Annotated in this window: 1 protein-coding gene; it reads left to right on the top strand. The window is 48.2% G+C overall.

Annotated elements, in window-relative coordinates; all coding sequences use genetic code 11:
• The first annotated feature begins 418 nt into the window (after positions 1-418).
• The gene (locus Pan161_RS13615) at positions 419-20,506 is read left to right on the top strand and encodes an Ig-like domain-containing protein (RefSeq protein ID WP_197995863.1); all 20,088 of its coding nucleotides are present in this window, start codon (positions 419-421) and stop codon (positions 20,504-20,506) included.
• Positions 20,507-20,528: the final 22 nt, after the last annotated feature.

A 20,528-nucleotide genomic window follows, 5' to 3' on the forward strand; every position in this document is an offset into this window, starting at 1 on the left:
GCCTGAGATTCGTAGTTTATGGAGACACGACGCAAAAGGAAAGTAGAAAACGCGCTGAGGTTATCGCTTCCGTTTTTTGAATTATGATTTTGTCTTACTTGAGTGAGTGACCCGACTAATCACGAAAATTGTTTTTAGAGATATAAACGTTTATCTGAGGAGATTTTCATTGACTACTAACTTTGGCTAATTTAGGTTATTTAATAATACTGAAATAACCGGATTAATCCCTTCTATTAAAATAATCCTCATATCCCAATTTTATTTTTAACTATCTAAAAAACTGGATTACATTTTTGGCTAATCAATAATATCTAGAATCAAATTCTCTTGATTCTTTCTTCAATTTGCTAGAGAGACTGAAACTATGGTTGTGGGCCCTCCATCCTTCGTGTCATCATTTCGCAGATCGATATCTTTGTTTAACTGCCTGCGCAGAGGTCAAAGAAAACGCCAAAGCCGAAATAAGATTAAAAACTATGTCAGCTCCTATTCCACTGCCGAGCAGTTGGAAGACCGTACGCTGTTAGCGGGCGCTTCTCTGGTCAATATCGAGCCGAATATCGACCTCTCTCTCACAGACGGAGAGGTCTATCACGAAGCGCCGCAGGAACTGACCTTTGTATTTTCACCCGGTCAAGAGATCGACCCCACTTCACTGGGAGGCATTCAAATTGTCCGCAGTGGTAGTGATGTACCTATTGAGCCCGGCTATGTGGGCATTGGTGACAACCCCAACGAAGTGATTGTCCGCTTTGCCTCAGCATTGCCCGATGATCATTACCAGATCACAATTTTCGGAACTGGCAATGATCCGTTAGTCAATCTGAATGGTGATGCCTTCCAGGACTTTACCGATGATGGAACCCGGAACGGTGCCGATCAGATCATCAACTTCGAACTCGATCTGGGAGCGAAAGTTGTCGCCGTCGTCGCTCAGCCGGTTTTACGCGAACAGGTTCTGTCTGTAGGTGACGTGAGTGCTCTGCAGGATGGAGACACTTTCACCATCACTGTGGGTGGCGCTTCTGTGACTTTTGAGATGGACCTGAACGGTGGCGGTTTGAATGATGCGAACAATCTCCAGGTAGCGTATGCAGCTACAGATTCGGAATCTCAAGTCGCTTCAAGCATCCTGGAAGCCTTTAATAATTCCCTTCTGGCAACTGGTGGCTATGCGACGATTTCACAAAGTGGGACAGACCTGACGATCTCAGGTGATTCATTCACACCTGCGATCTCATTTTCTCTGACCAATCCTGCCGATCCCGGATTCTCTAGAGCAGATGGCAATCTGGTGGCCCGCGATGACCAGATCCTGGTCTATTTCAATGATGACGACCTGAATCCGGACCTGGCAAATGATCCCCGCTTTTACCAGATTATTGATACCTATAATAATAACAATTCTCCACTGGTGACGACCAGTTATACTGCCACTTATGATGCGCTATCGGACGTGACTGTACTGAAACTGTCCACGTCACTGGTTGCCGGGCATAATTATCGACTGCGTGTCGGTGTTTCTGATACGCCCTTAGACGATACAGACATAGACACCTACACTACTCTGGACATCGACAATGAAACGATTTCAATCCTCTCGGGCTCCGGCTCTACCGCACCTTCTGACGGATTATCGATTTCAAACCTGGAACTGAATGCTGATATCACAAGTCTCGTCGTCGATGGCGCTGGAAACTATTACTTTATCTACAATGATGGCGACCCAGATCAGATTCTTCGCGTTGACCATGCATCCAATGAAATCAGCATCATTGGCAGTGGCCTGGGTCTCATAGAGATTCGAGATCTGGCGCTGGATACAGCCGGCAATCTGTTTGTGGCTGCTGACAGCTTTGTTTGGAAAATCGACGCTGTCACACAGCAGGCCACTCTGATCGCCGGCGGCGGTACGACAGAAACAATAGACACAATACCCGATTTTGGGGACGTCCCCACAGATCTTGTACTTGATTCACCATCACAATTGACGGTTGATATCAACGGAAATATTTATGTCCATGATACCGGAGTCAATACCGATGCCAGTTATCTGTTTCGGATAGATCACGCTTCCGGACTGATTCTGGGTGCAATTCCAACATTCGTTGACATTGAACTTGCAGATAATATCCACCTTGGAATCACAGATTTAGAGACTGATGCCTTAGGGAATCTGTATTTTGCCACTACGTCAACATTACCGCTTTCATTATACAGCTCCTACTCTGATATCTACCCCGGCATCGTTCAGTTAGTTTACAAATCCGATGGAACTCAAGATTTTGAGCTAATCACTGGCAATGGTTCCAGTAATGGCAATGGTACTCTGACTTCTATTCAAACCGGCGATCCCATCGCGGGAGATAATACGAAACCTGTAGATGAGTTGATTGATGCGTCAAACATAACTGACTTTACCTTCGATGCCGATGGCTATCTGATTTATTCTGACTCAGGAGGTTTCATCGTCCGATTTGACCCCACTGCCGCTCGTGAAGACCGTATCGTAGAAGTCATCGCCGGTAGTGGAACTACTCCAGTTGATGCTTCTGGAGTTGTAGCAACTGATGCCCAACTCGGAAACCTGAATACAGTAGCAATGGGAACGGGTAATACCCCCTACTTCTTCGACACAACCAATGACAAGTTGTTGAGTGTAGAAAACATTCCGGATCAGAATTCATCCTTTGATACAGCGACAACCCTTAATCCAACCGCGAATGACCCCATCGTGGATGTTCCCTTTGACTGGAATCCCGGATCAGAAGAGTTTGTGATCACTTCTGAAATTCAACCACAGGGAATCGGCCTGCCTCCCCTGGCAGGTGGCAGAGATGAACCCGGCCACAGAGATTTACCTGCGACTCTGGATTCCCATATTGATGTCAGTGGTACCAACCCCGTTATTTCGGGAGCCATCGATGTCGCTTATTACAATTTCCGCGATGACTATGGCTTCGATGCACAAGGAAATCCGTTATATAATGCGATCACAGAGGAACAGAAACAACGCGCTCGCGAAATATTTGAAATCTATGCCTATTACACCGGGATTGAGTTTGTCGAATCGGCTGACCGGGGACTGACTGTTGCCACCGGAGACTTGCGTGCCCTTAAACCTGGCATTCCCGTTGGTCCGGAAGGTGTTAGCGGTCTGGCTCCTCCAGGGGGATACAAAAACGGTACACTCGTTATAGACGCTACTGACTATCAACTCCCCGAAGATAACGTCTATGGTGGGACCTGGATGGATACCGCCTTCCACGAGATCGGGCACGCACTCGGTCTCGGGCATGCTTATGATCTCCTTCCGTCTCTGATGGGTGGGGATCCTGATAATCCAGGAAATTATCTTCCTCAAGATCCGGGACAACTTGTCTATCCGGGTGATTATGATATCGACCATTTGCTCAGACTATTCCGCAACGATGGCAATGATATCGATTTATACGAATTCAATCTGGACGAATCGGGTACGTTTCGTGCCGAGATCTTCGCCGAACGTCTTCAAAATTCCAGCATCCTGAACAGTGTGCTGACACTGTTTGACGAAGATCATAACGTCATCGCCCGTAACGACGACTACTTCAGTAATGACTCTTTACTGGAACTGAATTTAGCTGCGGGGATCTACTTCATTGGGGTAACCAGCACCGGCAACGATAATTACAATCCGGAAATCGAGAACTCCGGCGATAACGGTTACACAGATGGTGTCTATGAGTTGAGACTCAACTTCGCTCCCGATCCCGTTGATGAAGCCCTTCCCACTTCAAATTCGTTTTCAACCGATGAGGATCTCACAGCCGGAGGTAACTTACTGTCAACTGATAATGGCGGAGGAATTGACAGCGACCCGGATTCCAGCGATATCCTGACTGTAACCGAAGTCAATGGAGCCGCTACGATCGGTTCTCCTGTCGCATTACCTTCAGGAGCTCAGCTGACCGTAAACGCTGATGGAACATTTACCTATGATCCCAATGGTGCTTTCGACTGGCTGGCCGTTTCTGAAACTGCTACCGATTCGTTCACATACACCATCGATGATGACAACGGCGGGACAGATACAGCCACTGTGACCATCACAATTAATGGCGTCAATAACGATCCCGTGGCTCAGGACGATGCATTTGACGTAAATAACACAGGCACCTTTACTGGTAACATCTTCCCGAATAATGGAAATGGAGCTGACAGCGATACTGACACCACTGACACACTGATTGTTTCAGAAGTCAACGGCGTGTCTGGAAGTGTGGGTAGCCAGATCACATTGGCCTCTGGTGCCTTATTGCAAGTCAACTCTGATGGAACATTTATCTATGATCCTAATGGCCAGTTCGATAGTCTATCAGGTACTGATACTGAAACATTTACTTATCAGATCAGTGATGGAAACGGTGGCTTTGACACAGCGACCGTCACATTGAATCTCTCCGATAATCCGATACCGATTGCAAACCCGGATGCTGTCGCCACTACGGAAGATGTACCGCTTAACAATATTGATGTGTTATCTAACGACATCGATGATAGCGGTAATAACGCAACTCTGACTCTTGCCGGGTTACCTGCTTCGACATCGTCACTCGGTGCCACATTGTCTGTGTCAGGCAATACGATCAACTATGATCCTGCAGGCATCCTGAATTATCTGTCTGCCGGTGAAACCATCACAGACACATTCACCTATACCCTGGAGGATCAAGACGGACGACAATCGCTGGGAACCGTCACTGTCACTGTGACCGGTATCAATCATATCCCGGACGCTAACAGTGATGAAATTTCAGTCGATGAAAATGCAGCTGGCAGCGGTGACCTCTTCGCGGATAACCTCAACGGTGCCGACAGTGATGCCGACCCGAATGATGTCCTCGTTGTGACACACCTGAATGGGATTGCTACCAGTAACGGCAATACAATTATTGGGACACCGATCACATTGAACTCCGGCGCCATCCTGACAGTCAACGCTGATGGTACCTATAACTATGATCCCAACGGTGCCTTCGAAAGTCTGGCCGAATCTGATACTGGCCTCGACAGCTTCTTTTATACGATCAACGATGGAAATGGCGGCACTGCTACAGCCAGCGTCTCCATCACTATAGATGGTGTCAATGATGCTCCTGCCGTTTCATCTGAGGTGACTGTCTCGATGACGGAAGACGATGCCGTGTTCACCCTGGATCTCCTGGCCAATGCCAGCGATCCGGATACGACAGACACATTAAGTGTCAGTAATCTGACTCTGGTCAGTGTTGACAATAGTGGAGTCACAATCAATGGTAACTCACTGGAGATTGACCCAGCTTCCTACAGTTCACTGGCAGAAGGCGAATCTGTTGACATCGTTTATTCCTATGATGTCATTGACGGGAATGGGGGCTCCGTTTCACAAACCGCTACGATTACAATCACCGGCGTGAATGATCCCCCGACTGCAAATAATGATGCATTCGGAATCGTGAAAAATCTGGTCTTAAACGCTAGCGTACTGACGGATAACGGAAGTGGTGCTGACAGTGACCCGGACACCAGTGATACTTTCAGCGTCTCACAAGTCAACGGTCAAGCCGGGGATATGGGAACCGAAATCACATTAGACTCCGGTGCAAAGTTGACACTGCATGCTGATGGTGACTTTACTTATGACCCAAGTACGAGAACAGATTATGCAACAATAACCGGCGTCACGACTGCCACTGACAGCTTTACCTATACGATTGAAGATGGTTTTGGTGACACAGCCACAGCCAATGTGACCCTGGTGGTTTCAGAAAATTTGTTGCCGGTCGCTGGTCATGATGATGTTGCAACGGACGAAGATACCCCCCTCCCCAACATTGACGTCTTAGGAAACGATTCTGACCCTGATGGTGATGATGCGAACCTGAAGGTGATCGGCTTCACCAGCCCGACATCTGCCGGCGGTGCCACATTGACACTGAATGCGGATGGAACAATCAATTACGATCCCACCGGGAATTTCGATACTTTCTATAATGGTCAAACCGCAACAGACACGTTTACTTATCTCCTGGAAGATGAAAATGGAGAAACCTCTACTGGTACTGTGACCGTCACCATTACAGGTGTAAATGATCCTCCCGTTGCGACAGCTGATACACTGCAAACAGATGAAGATACCCCACCCAACGGAGACCTGTTCGCAGATAATGGAAATGGCATCGACAGCGATATTGACAACACAGACACGTTCGATGTTATTGAAGTCAATGGAGCCGCTACGATCGGTTTTCTTGTCGCATTACCTTCAGGGGCTCATCTGACCGTAAACGTTGATGGAACCTTTGACTATGATCCCAATAATGCCTTCGACTGGCTGGCGGCTTCTGAAACCGCGACAGACAGTTTCACATACACTATTGAGGATGACAACGGCGGGACAGACACAGCCACTGTGACCATTACAATTATTGGCGTCAACAACGATCCCGTGGCCCAGGACGATGCATTTGACGTAAATAACACCGGCACATTTACTGGTAACATCTTCCCGAATAATGGAAACGGAGCTGACAGCGATACTGACACCTCTGACACACTGATTGTTTCAGGAGTCAACGGAGTGTCTCTAGATGTGGGATCTCCAATCACGCTGAGCTACGGTACGTTGACTTTGAATGAGGATGGGGGATTTACGTATGATCCAAATGATTCCCTCACAGGGACTGCGAATGAAACGTTTAGTTATACGATCAGTGATGGAAACGGTGGCTTTGACACAGCGACCGTCACATTGAATCTCTCCGATAATCTGATACCGATTGCAAACCCGGATGCTGTCGCCACTACGGAAGATGTACCGCTTAACAATATTGATGTGTTATCTAACGACATCGATGATAGCGGTAATAACGCAACTCTGACTCTTGCCGGGTTACCTGCTTCGACATCGTCACTCGGCGCCGCATTATCTGTGTCTGGCAATACGATCATCTACGATCAGGGGAACCTGTTCAACTATCTGTCTGCCGGTGAAACCATCACAGACACATTTACCTATGTTCTGCAAGAGGATGGATTCGGACGACAATCACTGGGAACTGTCACGGTCACGATTACAGGAGTCAACGACAGTCCGACAGCAAACGCGGATGCATTCACCACCGATCAGAACAGCTCAATCAGTGGTGACCTCCTGGCAGATAATGGCAGCGGCGCAGACAGCGATCCTGACTCAAACGACACGCTGTTGATTACCCATATCAATGGAATCTCCACAAGTGGCGGCAATTCAATTATCGGAACCCCCATTTCTCTCAATTCCGGCGCCCTGCTCACTGTGAATGCAGATGGAACCTTCAGCTATGACCCCAACGGGGCTTTTGATCATGTAGCTGATTCTGTAACCGACACCGACAGCTTCACTTATATTATCAACGACGGACATGGCGGCACCTCTTCCGCCACCGTCTCGATCATGATCGATGGTCTCAATAATGCCCCCTCTGTTTCAGCGCCAGTCACTTCTATCGCTACTGAAGACACCCCCGCTTACAGTCTGAACCTCCTGACCAATGCCAGTGATCCGGATACGACAGACACATTAAGTGTCAGTAATCTGACTCTGGTCAATGTTGACAATAGTGGAGTCTCAATCAATGGTAACTCACTGGAGATTGACCCAGCTTCCTACAGTTCACTGACGCAAGGCGAATCTGCTGTCATTGTTTATACCTATGATGTCATCGACGGCAATGGGGGTACAATCTCACAGACCGCTACGATTACCATCAATGGTCTCAACGATGCTCCCGTCGCAGTGGATGATACGATCAACACAGATGAAGATACCCCCGTGATTGACGGAAACGTCTTCAGCGCCAATCCGACAACTGCTGACAGTGACTTAAATTCTTCTGATTCCTTCACAGTTACGAAAGTCAATGGTTCGCCTTTAAAAGTAGGTAATCAGATCACACTGGTATCGGGTGCACTCCTGACTGTGAACGCCGATGGAACCTTTACTTACGACCCCAATGGCGCATTTGAAAATCTCGCTGCAAATGAAACTGATACAGACAGTTTCACTTACACGATCACAGATCAAAACGGGGCAACCGATACAGCAACAGTTACGATTGAAATCGATGGCGTAAACGATGCTCCCGTGGCCACGGATGAAGCAGCTACTCTTCTGCCAGCCACCAACGATTCTATTGAAATCCTGCTGGATGAATCGGGAACACATTTCGATGGTGATTCCGATGGGACACCAGGCGGTGCCTACGATTTCTGGTTTGTCGCCAGCGACGCTACTAATACAATTTATGTCGACAAGACAAATGGGACTGGCGGTAATGGAACCCTGGGCAATGCGTATTCCACCATCGCAGATGCTTTAATTAATGCAACACCATCAACAGACGTCATCCGCATCCTGGGCAATGGTGGTACCGACGGTGATCTCAGAACAACTGCTGACAGCGACAATTACCTGATTGGTTATGATGATAACTTTAACCCGCTGGAAGACGGGGAATCGATTATCGTCCCCCAGGGAGTCACGGTAGTCATCGATCAGGGTGCCGTCATCAAACTGCAGAACACCGTGATTGACGTCGGCAGTTCCTCGATACTTGAAGATCGCAGCAATGCCGCCCTGCAGATTTTAGGAACACCCGATGCACAGGTCGTCCTGACAGCGTATGGAAATGATACGGTCGGTGGAGACGATGATGGTCCCTCAGACGGCGCCAACCCCGGCGACTGGGGCGGAATCATTTTCCGGGCTGACTCAGACTATGAAGACGAGTCCGTCTTCCTGAACTACATCGCCAATGCCGATATCAGCTATGGTGGTGGCCAGGTATTTGTCAACTCGGTACTGCAGACCATTGCCCCGATTCATATCGATGAAGCACGTCCCACACTGGCATACAATACGATTACTCATAGTGCCAATGCCGCTATCTCAGCAGACCCTAACAGCTTTGACACCACTGTGATGAAGGGAGGCGATTTCAATCATGACCAGACACTGAAGCGAATTGGCCCCGATATCTATGGTAACACGATCGTCGAAAATTCGCTGAATGGGTTGTTCATCCGCGCCGAAACACAGTTCGGCCAGGACATCGATAAAGTCAACGTCACCGCAAGATTTGATGATACCGACATTGTCCACATTATTACAGAAAACCTGTTCATCGAAGCCGGAACGGGTGGTCCTGTCGCTACCGGAGCGGGACTGCAGGCACGCTACAGTGGCAGCGTTATTTTTGACGCTGGCATGGTCGTTAAGCTCGGCGGCTCCCGAATTCAGACGGGACGCGGGAATGCAGGCATTATTGCAGAAGGAACAGAAGAAGCGCCTGTGATCTTCACATCACTTTTTGATGATCGTTACGGTGCTGGTGGAACTTTCGATACAACAAACAATGACAGCCGGGGCGTCAATGAAAGAGTTGCCCAGACGGGAGACTGGGGTGGAATTATCCTCAACCAGACTTCACATGGATCAATTGATCACGCCATTATTGCCTTTGGAGGTGGTTTCGCCCCCCTTGAAGGATTCTCGGACTCATTCAACGCCATCGAAGTCCATCAGGCAGACTTGCGTGTCACTAATACCTTATTCGAACGCAATGCGGGAATCGCGTCTTCTACAGACCGCAACAGTCTCGGCAGAAATGAAGCGACCACGATTTTTGTACGTGGTGCCCAACCCATCATTGTGAATAACCGTTTTGTCAACAACGGCGGCAGTGTTGTCGATATCAATGCCAACTCACTCAAGTCAGATATCCTGGATGACTATGGGCGTTCAACGGGCATCAATGATGCCTTTGACTATCTGGCTGGCAATGCGGGCCCCATGGTTCGCCTCAATCAGTTCCTGATCGATGACCCGGAAGTTGATGGCACACTGGGAATGGTTGTTCGTGGTGAGATGCTGACAGTCGAATCTGTCTGGGATGATACCGACATCGACCATATTCTGTATGACACCATTACAGTTGACAATTTCCACACTTATGGTGGTTTACGTTTACAGAGTTCAACAGAAGCCAGCCTGGTTGTCAAACTGGGTTCCGGTGCCGGTTTTACTGCGACGGGGCATGGTGCAAATATTGACGACCGTATTGGTGGTATCGTGCAGATCCTGGGTACCCCGCAAAACCCGGTCGTTTTAACATCCATTTATGACGACACCATTGGTTCCGGAATCGATCTGGATGGAAATAGTGTCACCGAGACATATGTTGATAATACAGCAACCACGAAACAGGCTCCTGCGGTCATGGACTGGACTGGTCTGCAGTTCCTGGAAATGAGCCACGATCGTAATGTCGCCATCTACAATGAAAATGAACTGGCGGTTCTTGCTGGTAACGGGGACATTAATGGGATCATCCGCAAGGCACAGTTTCTCGGAGAACTGGCGCCGGATGAAAAGAGTGGAGATGAGAACCGCCGACTTGGGTTCGAAGTTCATGGCTCTATCGCCAGTAACAACTCAAATGATCAAGATATCTACAGTTTTAATGCCGAGGCAGGTACGCAAATCTGGATCGACATCGACCGTACTAACCTCGCCCTGGACACCGTGATTGAACTGCTGGACCCACTCGGACGCGTCATCGCAGTGGCCTATAACAACGTTGATGGCATTGCAGGAACAGCTCCTTTTGCGACGACGCCAAACCCCTTGATTGAGAATCCTAATTTCGGTGGCGACTTCTATTCCAGTAATCCCAACGATGCCGGCATGCGGATTGTACTCCCCGGCATGAATGGCATCCTGACGACCTATTTCGTCCGTGTCAGCAGTAACGGAGGGCAATCTCATGGCGAGTACCAACTGCAGGTACGGCTGCGACAGGTAGATGAAGAGCCCGGTTCTACCGTTCGCTATTCTGATATCCGCTACGCAACAAACGCTATTTATCTGGCAGGGCTGCCCGCCCACTCCCCTCTGGTGAATGAAACCGTTGAAACCGGAGCAGGAATACAAAATCTGGGAAATCTGCTGGCCAACGACCGGAATACGATTGGCGTGAGTGGCGAACTTACCTCTGAAAGTGAAGTCGATTTATATGAGTTCGAGATCACGTTTGAAGACCTTCAGGGGGCCGAAGACGTCAATGACGGTGGAAAAACCTGGGCAACAGTATTCGATATCGACTATGCAGACGGACTTGGCCGAGCCGACACAACGCTCTCTGTCTTTGATTCCACGGGGAGACTCATTTTTGTCAGCCGTGAATCGAATGTTGTCGATGATCAGCCTAGCACAGACCCAGGTCAGGGAGCGGATGCGGATGATCTGACCCGCGGTTCATTCGGCACCCTCGACCCGTTCATTGGCAGTGTTCAACTTCCGGAAGCGGACAGGTATTATGTCGCTGTCACATCCAACACTCGACTCGCGACCTCATTGCAATCAACCTACAACGGCTCGAACACAAATGCTCTGGTTCGCCTGGAACCGATTAATTCCCTCAAGCGAATCGTCGAAGACCATATCGGCGCGCAAGGATATACGTCTAATAGTGTGAATATTGAACCGGACACCCAGCTGTTTGATATTACCGATGGTGGAATTGACACTCACGTCACCGGATTTGAGTTATCGGATGTTGTCCTCTTCACTACAAATGGTTTGAATTTGTCGACAATGGATCCTCAGTATGGAAACATTGAAACAACCATAGGAAACGTTACAGGCGTTGATTCAACACATCAGATTTCTGATATTGTTATGCGATCTGATGGTAGACTATTCGGTATTATAAATAATCAGTTAATTGAAATTGATTCTTCAGGAAATTTACCTGACAATCCTGTTGGCACTGTAAATATAATCACTATTTCAGGGAATCAACTTCTTGCAGCTCAATACACTCAAGGAATTGCAAATCTCAGCAGGCAACTAAAACTCCTTACTAATGATCCTATAGACTCCGATACACGCAGTATCGAGGCAATGACATTTGCACGTATAGGAAGTACAAGTACAACTCCTACTTACGAGTTATATTACGCTGTAACAGAATCAGGGCGTGATAACTCCGGAAATAGTGTTGAATTTCAAAAATTATATGAAGCAACCCCTGCTACAGGAGCTGTTATTGGAAATAGTAATAGTAGTGGCACACTCGTGAATGGCTTCCGCGGTTATCTGCTTCAGGGAAACAATATTACTGCAGCAAATGTTTCTACAGGAGAAATCACTGATACTAATTCCACACCGCGCAGGGGTACATTATATTTTGAATCTGTCGTGCCTGGTGAGAGCGGTGAAAATATTCAGGTCCGATTTCAGCACGGTACCTCTAACTCAATCAGTGTAGATGTATTAACAGCTACTATTACTATCACATTAGACGGGGATAGCAGTGGCTCAACTTCGTGGAATCTTGGACAGATTGTTGCTCAAATAAATGATTCGCTATCAGCCAAACAATTTATCAGGGCTGGAATGATTGGAAATGCCAGTACGAATGGCTATCAGGCACTTGGGCTCGGTACAACAACTCCTAGAACATATACCACAATTAATGGAAATGGGACGCCAGTTTTTGATGATTTGGTTACTGGCATGGCCTTCAAATCTTTTAACTCAAGTCCTAATGGGGGGACTCCTTTATACGGTGTTACAGAAAATGGAAATGTTCTAGAAATTAATGTTTCCACTACAGACAACACCAGTGCACAACTACGACAAAGTTATGGACTCAATTTTTCTGGAGCTGCCTTAGGTCCCCAAAATCTTTTTGAAAGTACATACAAAAATTATGTGTTTGCAGTTACTGAGTCTGGGGAACTTGTTGCGCTTGACACTAATAACAACGGCGCTAGGGTAAGCGTATTTGGGAATAATGGCACCGAACAATCATCTGATGCTACTAGTTCAAGTTCAGGTATTGCCTTCTCACCCTTGGACTTTAATCTCTGGCATACGACACAACGTCAGGGGACAACAGCCGGACACGGTATTAATGCTGCCCCCGATAACAGCCGTCTGCCCAGTGAAGTTGATCTGACCCTTGATAAAGAAAATTCCGATAACGATTTTTCTCAGCAGGATGGGGCGATCAGCTTTTACTTTGGTCTGGAACAATACCATATACCAGGATCATCGACACAAAATTCATACTTAACTTATACGCCAGGAGCTGATAATTCACAGTATGGAATTTATAACAATGATGTTCTATTTGACCTCACCAGTAACTCTAACATCGGCAGTAACGTCAATCTCCCCGGGGGAGCCCTTGGAAGTCTGACAACCAACACATTCAGTCTGGATGGTTATTCATCTACTGATGCACCTACCATTTATTTCAATTATTTCCTGGATACTGAGAGAACAAATTCATCAGAAAATAATCAAATGCGAGATAGCGCCCGTGTTTATTTACAGGATCAATTTGGTACCTGGCACTTAATTGCAACAAACAACTCTACAAAATCAACTTCAGATGACAATTGGGAATTACCCACGTATATCACACACACAGCATCGGAAAATACGAACGGCGATGATACTGGTCGTGATTACGTTCAGGAACTATTCGACACTTCGAATAATGTCTGGCGTCAGGCGCGCATCGATCTGTCAGCTTTTGCCGGTCAGTCTGATTTAAAGCTCCGCTTCGATTACAGTACTGCCGGGTCGATTGGTGAGCATGGAGACTTTGACTCAGACATACACGGTAACGTCGAGTCTGCGTTTAACAGTAGCAGACGTGGGCAGAACAATACGGGCGAAGGGTTTTACATTGACGATATCATCGTTGGTTTTGCTGAACGTGGCGAAATGGTCACCAACGCAAATGCATCAACGGCTTTCTTCGACGTCTATGGAACAGGTAACTCTGAGCCCAGTGGTGCTGCAGGTGAGCTTCTGACAGGCAGCTACAACCTGGAAATCAGACGGGGTACAGAATATGGAATTCTTGTCAACGAAACCGAGCCGTTCATTTTTGTCGCGACACTGTTCGATACAAATGATCGACTGGTGGAAGAAGATGGCCTGCTGGGTGATGACAACTTCCGTCGTGAACAGGGTATAATACTGATTGAAGGCAACCAGATCTTTGATTCAACCAACGGGATTGTTGTCAATACAATTAGTCCTTTAACCTCTACAGATGGGTTCCCCCATCAGGGTGGAACGCGGGCTCTACCCACTCTGAATACACAACAACTGGCTCCCGGGGCAGTACTGCAGAACAACCTGATCGTCAATTCCACGTCCAATGGGATCGACATCACCGGTAGTATTAACACCCCGGAAAGTGTCATTCCGATAGTGAAGGTGGTTAACAACACCATCTACGGTGGTCTGCGGGGGATTAACGTCTTCAGTCGAGTCAGCCCCACGATTGTCAATAATATCATCGCCAATACCGATGATGGTATCACTGTTGACTCTGTTTTGGCAACAGCGGTGGTTGATGCCAACCTGTTCCAGGGGAACCTGGTTAACGGAACGATGGGTACCAATTCGTTTGACCTGCTGGATACTGAGGCATTGTTTGTTGATGCTGCTAATGGAAACTTCTATCTGGCTGACAATTCCAAAGCCATTGACAGTTCGCTGAACCGGCTGGCAGATCGGCCGGTTTTCACAGCTGTCAAAACACCGCTGGGAATCCCAGCTTCAGACGTCTTCGCGCCCAGCTATGATGTCTATGGGCAGTTACGGGTTGACGATGCCACTCAGTCTCCCCCTCCGGGTCTGGGGTCCAATATTTTCAAAGATCGTGGTGCGATTGAACGAGCTGACTTTGTCGGCCCGACAGCCGGGATCACTTTACCACCAGATAATGATGTCAATAACGTGGACCGGAATCTGAATTTGACAGAGGTGCTGGTCTTAGAGCCACAGTTGTTTACTACCATGATTGTAAAATTGCGTGATAGCGGGATTGGGGTCGATGATTCGCTGGTGAACTCTGCGCAATTCACTCTGACGGCTCAAACCAGTTCTTCCACACAGCCTCTGGTGGAAGGTGTTCATTATCTCTTCAGTTATAACTCAAACACCAATGAAGCCATCTTCACATCCATTGAGGGTGTCTTCAGACTGGATACGCTCTATACCATCAATGTCCGCAATACCGACTACATCGACATCAATAATCCAGCGATGAATATCATCGGCATCAAAGACCTGGCCGGCAACTCGCTCCAACCCAACAGAGATGGCGGCATCACCGCCTTCACGATCGGTGCAGCCGATGAAAACAATGACCCTCCCGTTAACCGGTTTGATGGTGCTTCCATTTCTGATCCAGGCTCAACGGCCGTCGACCTGGGGCTGAGTACAGAATTCAATACCCCCTTCCACTTCGCAGAAGCTTCCCAGAATATCCTCTCCGTTTCAGACCCCGATGCATTCCTCGGAGATGGCAATATCGAGGTAACGCTGGAAGCAGATACTAGTCAAGGAACGCTGTATTTCGACACGTTACTCACCCTGGATGGATTAACTGTTAACCAGACTGTTCCAGGGACGATCATCCTGACGGGTTCGGTTGCCGATGTGAATGATCAACTCCAGGAACTGGTCTGGACCCCCTCGACCAGCTTCTATGACGATACTGCGACTCTGACCATCACCACTAGTGATCTCGAAAACTTTGATGGAATGGGGACGGCTGAAGAAGACACAGATCAGATTCTCATCTCCGTCGGTGATGCACCGTTGATCTATTTTGATTCAAGCTCATACACCGTGGATGAAGCTGGTACCTTAACGGTGACACTAAGAAGGGACCTCACTGGCATTGACGCCTCGGGAGAGGTTGCCATTGTGCTTGTAAACGGAGATACGGAAGCGGCTGATTTTACAGGGGCCATGTTACCGGCCTCTAACTATACGTTCAATTTCGGGGAATTCGAAGACACTGCTACTTTCACCGTCACATTAAATGATGATGATCTCGTTGAGCTCGATGAAACCTTCGAACTAATGATTATCCCAACGAATCTTTCTGGCGGATCGATTGACTCAGACCCAGCCGATAACACAACCACGGTCACGATTACCGACAATGACAGTTCCGTTATTACGATCACACCACAATTTGGTCTCTCTGACGACGAAGTATTTGGCTCTGAAGATTCGGGAACCTTGAACTTCACAATCACCCTTACGAACGCGATCGACGCAGATATTACTCTTGACGCGGCCACCATTCTCGGTGGTACCGCGACCAGTGACGTAGATTACACAGCAAAATCAGAGCAAATCATAATTTCCGCCGGTGATACCAGTGCCACTTTTACGGTCGATACGATCTTCGATGACGACATTGTTGAACTGCCTGAAACCGTGTTTGCCCAGATCTCAAACCTCACGCTTCCCACTGGTTATGATGATATTGAAATTGGCACGACAGGAACAGACACAGCCATGGGAACCATTGTCGACAATGACAGCGCCAAGGTTTCCATTCAAGCAGTCTCTGGTTCGGAATCGAGTCGGCGGTTGCGATATAGAGTTGTACTCTCAGAGCCTGTAGCCGGGGCAATCGAAGTGACCGTCAGGACGATAGCCAAGAATGAAACTGATAGTGAAACTACTGCCAGCAGCGAGGACTATACCGCAACCACAGAAACGATCACATTCACACCCGGCGGTCCTACTGAGTTCTTTTTCGATGTCCCTGTTATCGACGATCAGATTGTCGAACTCGATATGAATCAGACCGTCCAAGCGATGATTACCGGAATCAATGCTAACGGATATGCTGTCACCATTGATGGATCGAACAATACAGCTACCGAAACCATTGTTGATAACGACACGGCGGTAATCAGCATTCAGAGTGTCCCAGGGGGCTCGGAAGTTTCCGAGAAGGTCGAGTTTCGCATTTCCCTTTCCAAAGAAGTCGAAGGACAAGTCACGGTTGATGCAATAACTGTCGATGACGTCGTTGACAACGCCGCCGCCTCGGTCGGATTCGACTACACGAGTGTCTCAACGCCACAGCTGATCACGTTTGACGAAGGTGATACCTTAAAGTATTTCACAGTAACCGTCACCAACGACGACCTGGTCGAACTTCAAGAAAAAGTGTTCGCGAAAATTGAAAACGCAATGTTTGACTCGGGATTCGATGGGGATATTTCGATTGCCGCTACTGATCAAGCGACCGGGTTTATCCAAAGCGAAGATTTCGCAACCATTTCCATCGACTCCCTTTCTATTGCAGAAGGCACTTCTGTCGGATCGACTCCGGGTTTCACCTACCTCACCTTCAACGTAAACATTTCAAAAGCGGTTGAAAGTAATGTCAGCGTTGATATTTCAACTCAAGATGGCACAGCCACCGTCGCCGACAATGATTATATACCGATCATCAATCAGCGTATAAGCTTTGCAGGTACACCCGAAGATGATGCCCCCCCAACGGACAAGACGATTACGGTTCAGATTCCACAGGACAGAAAAGTGGAATTGGATGAGATATTCAATCTCATCATGAACAACCAGCAGAGTGCAGGACTCGACGTTCGATTGACTCTTGATCCGGTAACCGGGGTTGCTGCCGAGGGAACGATTAAGAATGATAATGATGAGGTGGCAACGATTTCCATCAACCATGTTTCCCAACGGGAATCGGATGGCGATTTTGTTTTTACTGCCACTCTTTCTCGTCCCGTCGACACCGACATTTCTATTGAGGTTTATACGGAGGCTGTCTCTTCTCTCTTAGATGGGAATGACTACACAGCAATCACAGAAGATGAACCACTGATTCTGACCTTTGATAAGAATGGTCCATTAACAAAGAATTTCACCATTCATGTCAACAATGACAATGTCGTGGAAGGTGATGAAGAGTTCTCTGTCAAGTTCAAAACCCCGCTAAATACAGATCGTGAGGTATCGACTTCTGGCTCTGGAACGGGAACGATTCTCAACGATGACTCCGCGACACTGTCAATCACTCCTGTGATTGGCACTGAAAATGGCGGACCCTTTACATTCACGGTTGTACTTTCCAACCCCGTTGACGTTGAAATCACCGTCGATGCCTCGACCAGCGATGGCACTGCATTCACTTCCACTAACGATTATGAATTTACATTAGAGTCACTGGTTTTTGCCGCACTTGAAACAGAACTGACGGTCGACGTTCGCGTCTTCCCGGACCAGGTCTTGGAAAGCCCGGAAACGTTTTACCTGACCCTGTCGCATCTGGACCCCAACGAACGTTCTGTCTTCCTGACCAGCATTGAAGCTCGCAGCAGCATTGCTACGACAGATGCCGCGGTTGCCGTGGATGTGGTCGGGAACTTTGCCTACGTCGCTGACCGGGATGGCGGATTACAGATCTTTAACATCAGTAATCCCTCCAGCCCCGTTCACGTCGGTTCTTACGACTTCAATCAGCAGGGAATTGCCCAGGCGATCGATGTCGTCGGCAATTTGGCTTATCTGGCCGTCGGTGAAGCAGGTCTGCAGATTATTGATATTTCCAATCCTGCGAACCCTACATTTGTCGGCAGCATTGCGACCACGGCCCGCGCCCGTGGCGTTTTTGTTGAGGTAAAAGGCCTCCAGACGCTGGCTTACGTTGCTGACGATAGTGGAAATGGGGGTGGATTACAGATCATTGATGTAACGAATCCATCTAATGTTGGACAAGTTGACGGTTTCGGTAACTATGTCAATCTCCTGGGCAGCTTTGAAGTCTCAACTCCCGGTGGTCTGGCTGGCGGTGTCATTGTGAGGGACGACATTGCCTATGTCACCGATGGACATAATGGACTGCATATCATTAATGTGTCAGATCCTACACTTCCCAATGGTGACATGACACAGCACCAGACAGTCGCCACCCCCGGTGGTGCTGCGACTGGACTCGACATTGTGGGAGACTTTGCCTACGTGGCAAATCGTGAAGGTGGCGTGCAGGTTATCGATATCTCAGATCCCTTTACCGCAATTCCTGCTGGTGAATTGTTAACTCCCGGTATCGCCACTGGTGTTCGTGTCGTTGGTAACTTAGCTTATGTGACTGATGGAACGGCAGGCCTGCATGTCATCAATATTGACGACGGAAAGATTGTTAATACCTTTAATACCCCTGGCAATGCCCGCAATCTGTTCGTCTCTGGTACCTTGGCGTTCATCGCCGATACCTTCAGTGGATTACAGATTCTGGAGTTCTTCCCTACCACAACCGCAACCGGTACCATTCGGGATCCCGGTAGCCCAGCATTGACAGGGACAGCATCTCCCAATACCACGATCAGTACTTCACTGGTGACAACGCCGACAGCAACCGATGCGAATGGCGAAACCGATTCTGTGCCTGACAGCGTGGACTGGATCGATGAATGGGACAGTTACTGGGTTGAGGTCTGGGGTAATACCAGCGATGGTTCCGGCATTAGTGGCGGAAAATTTGATCTGGAATACAATTCCGATTACTTTACTGCAACCGCTGTCGAATTTGGCTCTGCCTTCGGTGGTTCCACTACTGCCAGCATTGATGACCAGAGCGGAATTATTTCCGGTATCAGTGGTCAGAACAGCCAGGGTAACCTTGGCGGCAGTGGGCAGGTTCTACTGGCCCGCGTCAAATTTGAGTCAATCGGCGAAGATAATGTTGCCATTGATCAAGTAACCGGATTCCTTGGTCCTCATAACCTGGGAATTCGAGTCGTCAATGCGTCTCTGGATGTCACCGATTTCGGTGGCGTGACTGCTTCTACAGGCGAAACCCTGAGTACCGAACTCTGGGCTGTGCCGTTCGACATGAATGATGATGGTACCATCAACTACCGGGACCTGATCACATTCACTTCCTATTATGGTATTTCCGTGGTAGGAGCAGAATCGGGACTTGCCTGGTCTCTTGACTTCGACAAGAGCGGGAAAATTGACTATCGAGACCTGATTTTCCTGGCTAACAACTACAACCGATCCAGAGGTACCGGGCAACAGGTTTCCTTCCCGTCAAACTTCCCTCAGGAATGGTATGGTTCTGCTATCACCACCGCAGGTAGCGACAGCCTGTCAACCTTGATTGATGCCGCCACCGAAGAATGGAAAACAGCCACTGGAAATCCTGATTTGGCGGTTCAAGTCGTCGTGACGGACCTCGGTGGTCAACAGTTGGGTGAAGGCCATATTCTGGAACTCGATGAAAACGGCATTCCTGTCAAGGGACGTATATACATCGATGACGATGCTGGCGGTCTGGGCTGGTACTCATCTGTTGATGGTCTGGCATTTGACAGTAACGGCCAGGCAATTGCCGGTTCCGCTGCAGAAGGTCACTATGATCTGTACACAGTACTTCTGCATGAAATCGGCCATGCTGCCGGGTTCACTACAAGTTATTCCGCTTACACGGACCATGTGGAAACCAGTACTACCGGACAGGTACAGTTTGTCGGCTGGGACTTTATTGTTCCGCTGACAAATGATGGACTGCATATCGATGAAACGTTCTATCCGGACGACATCATGGGTGCAACCCTCGACCCTTCGTAACCGTTTCAGGAAATACACGGTC

It is taken from the genome of Gimesia algae (genome assembly GCF_007746795.1).
GTDB lineage: Bacteria > Planctomycetota > Planctomycetia > Planctomycetales > Planctomycetaceae > Gimesia > Gimesia algae.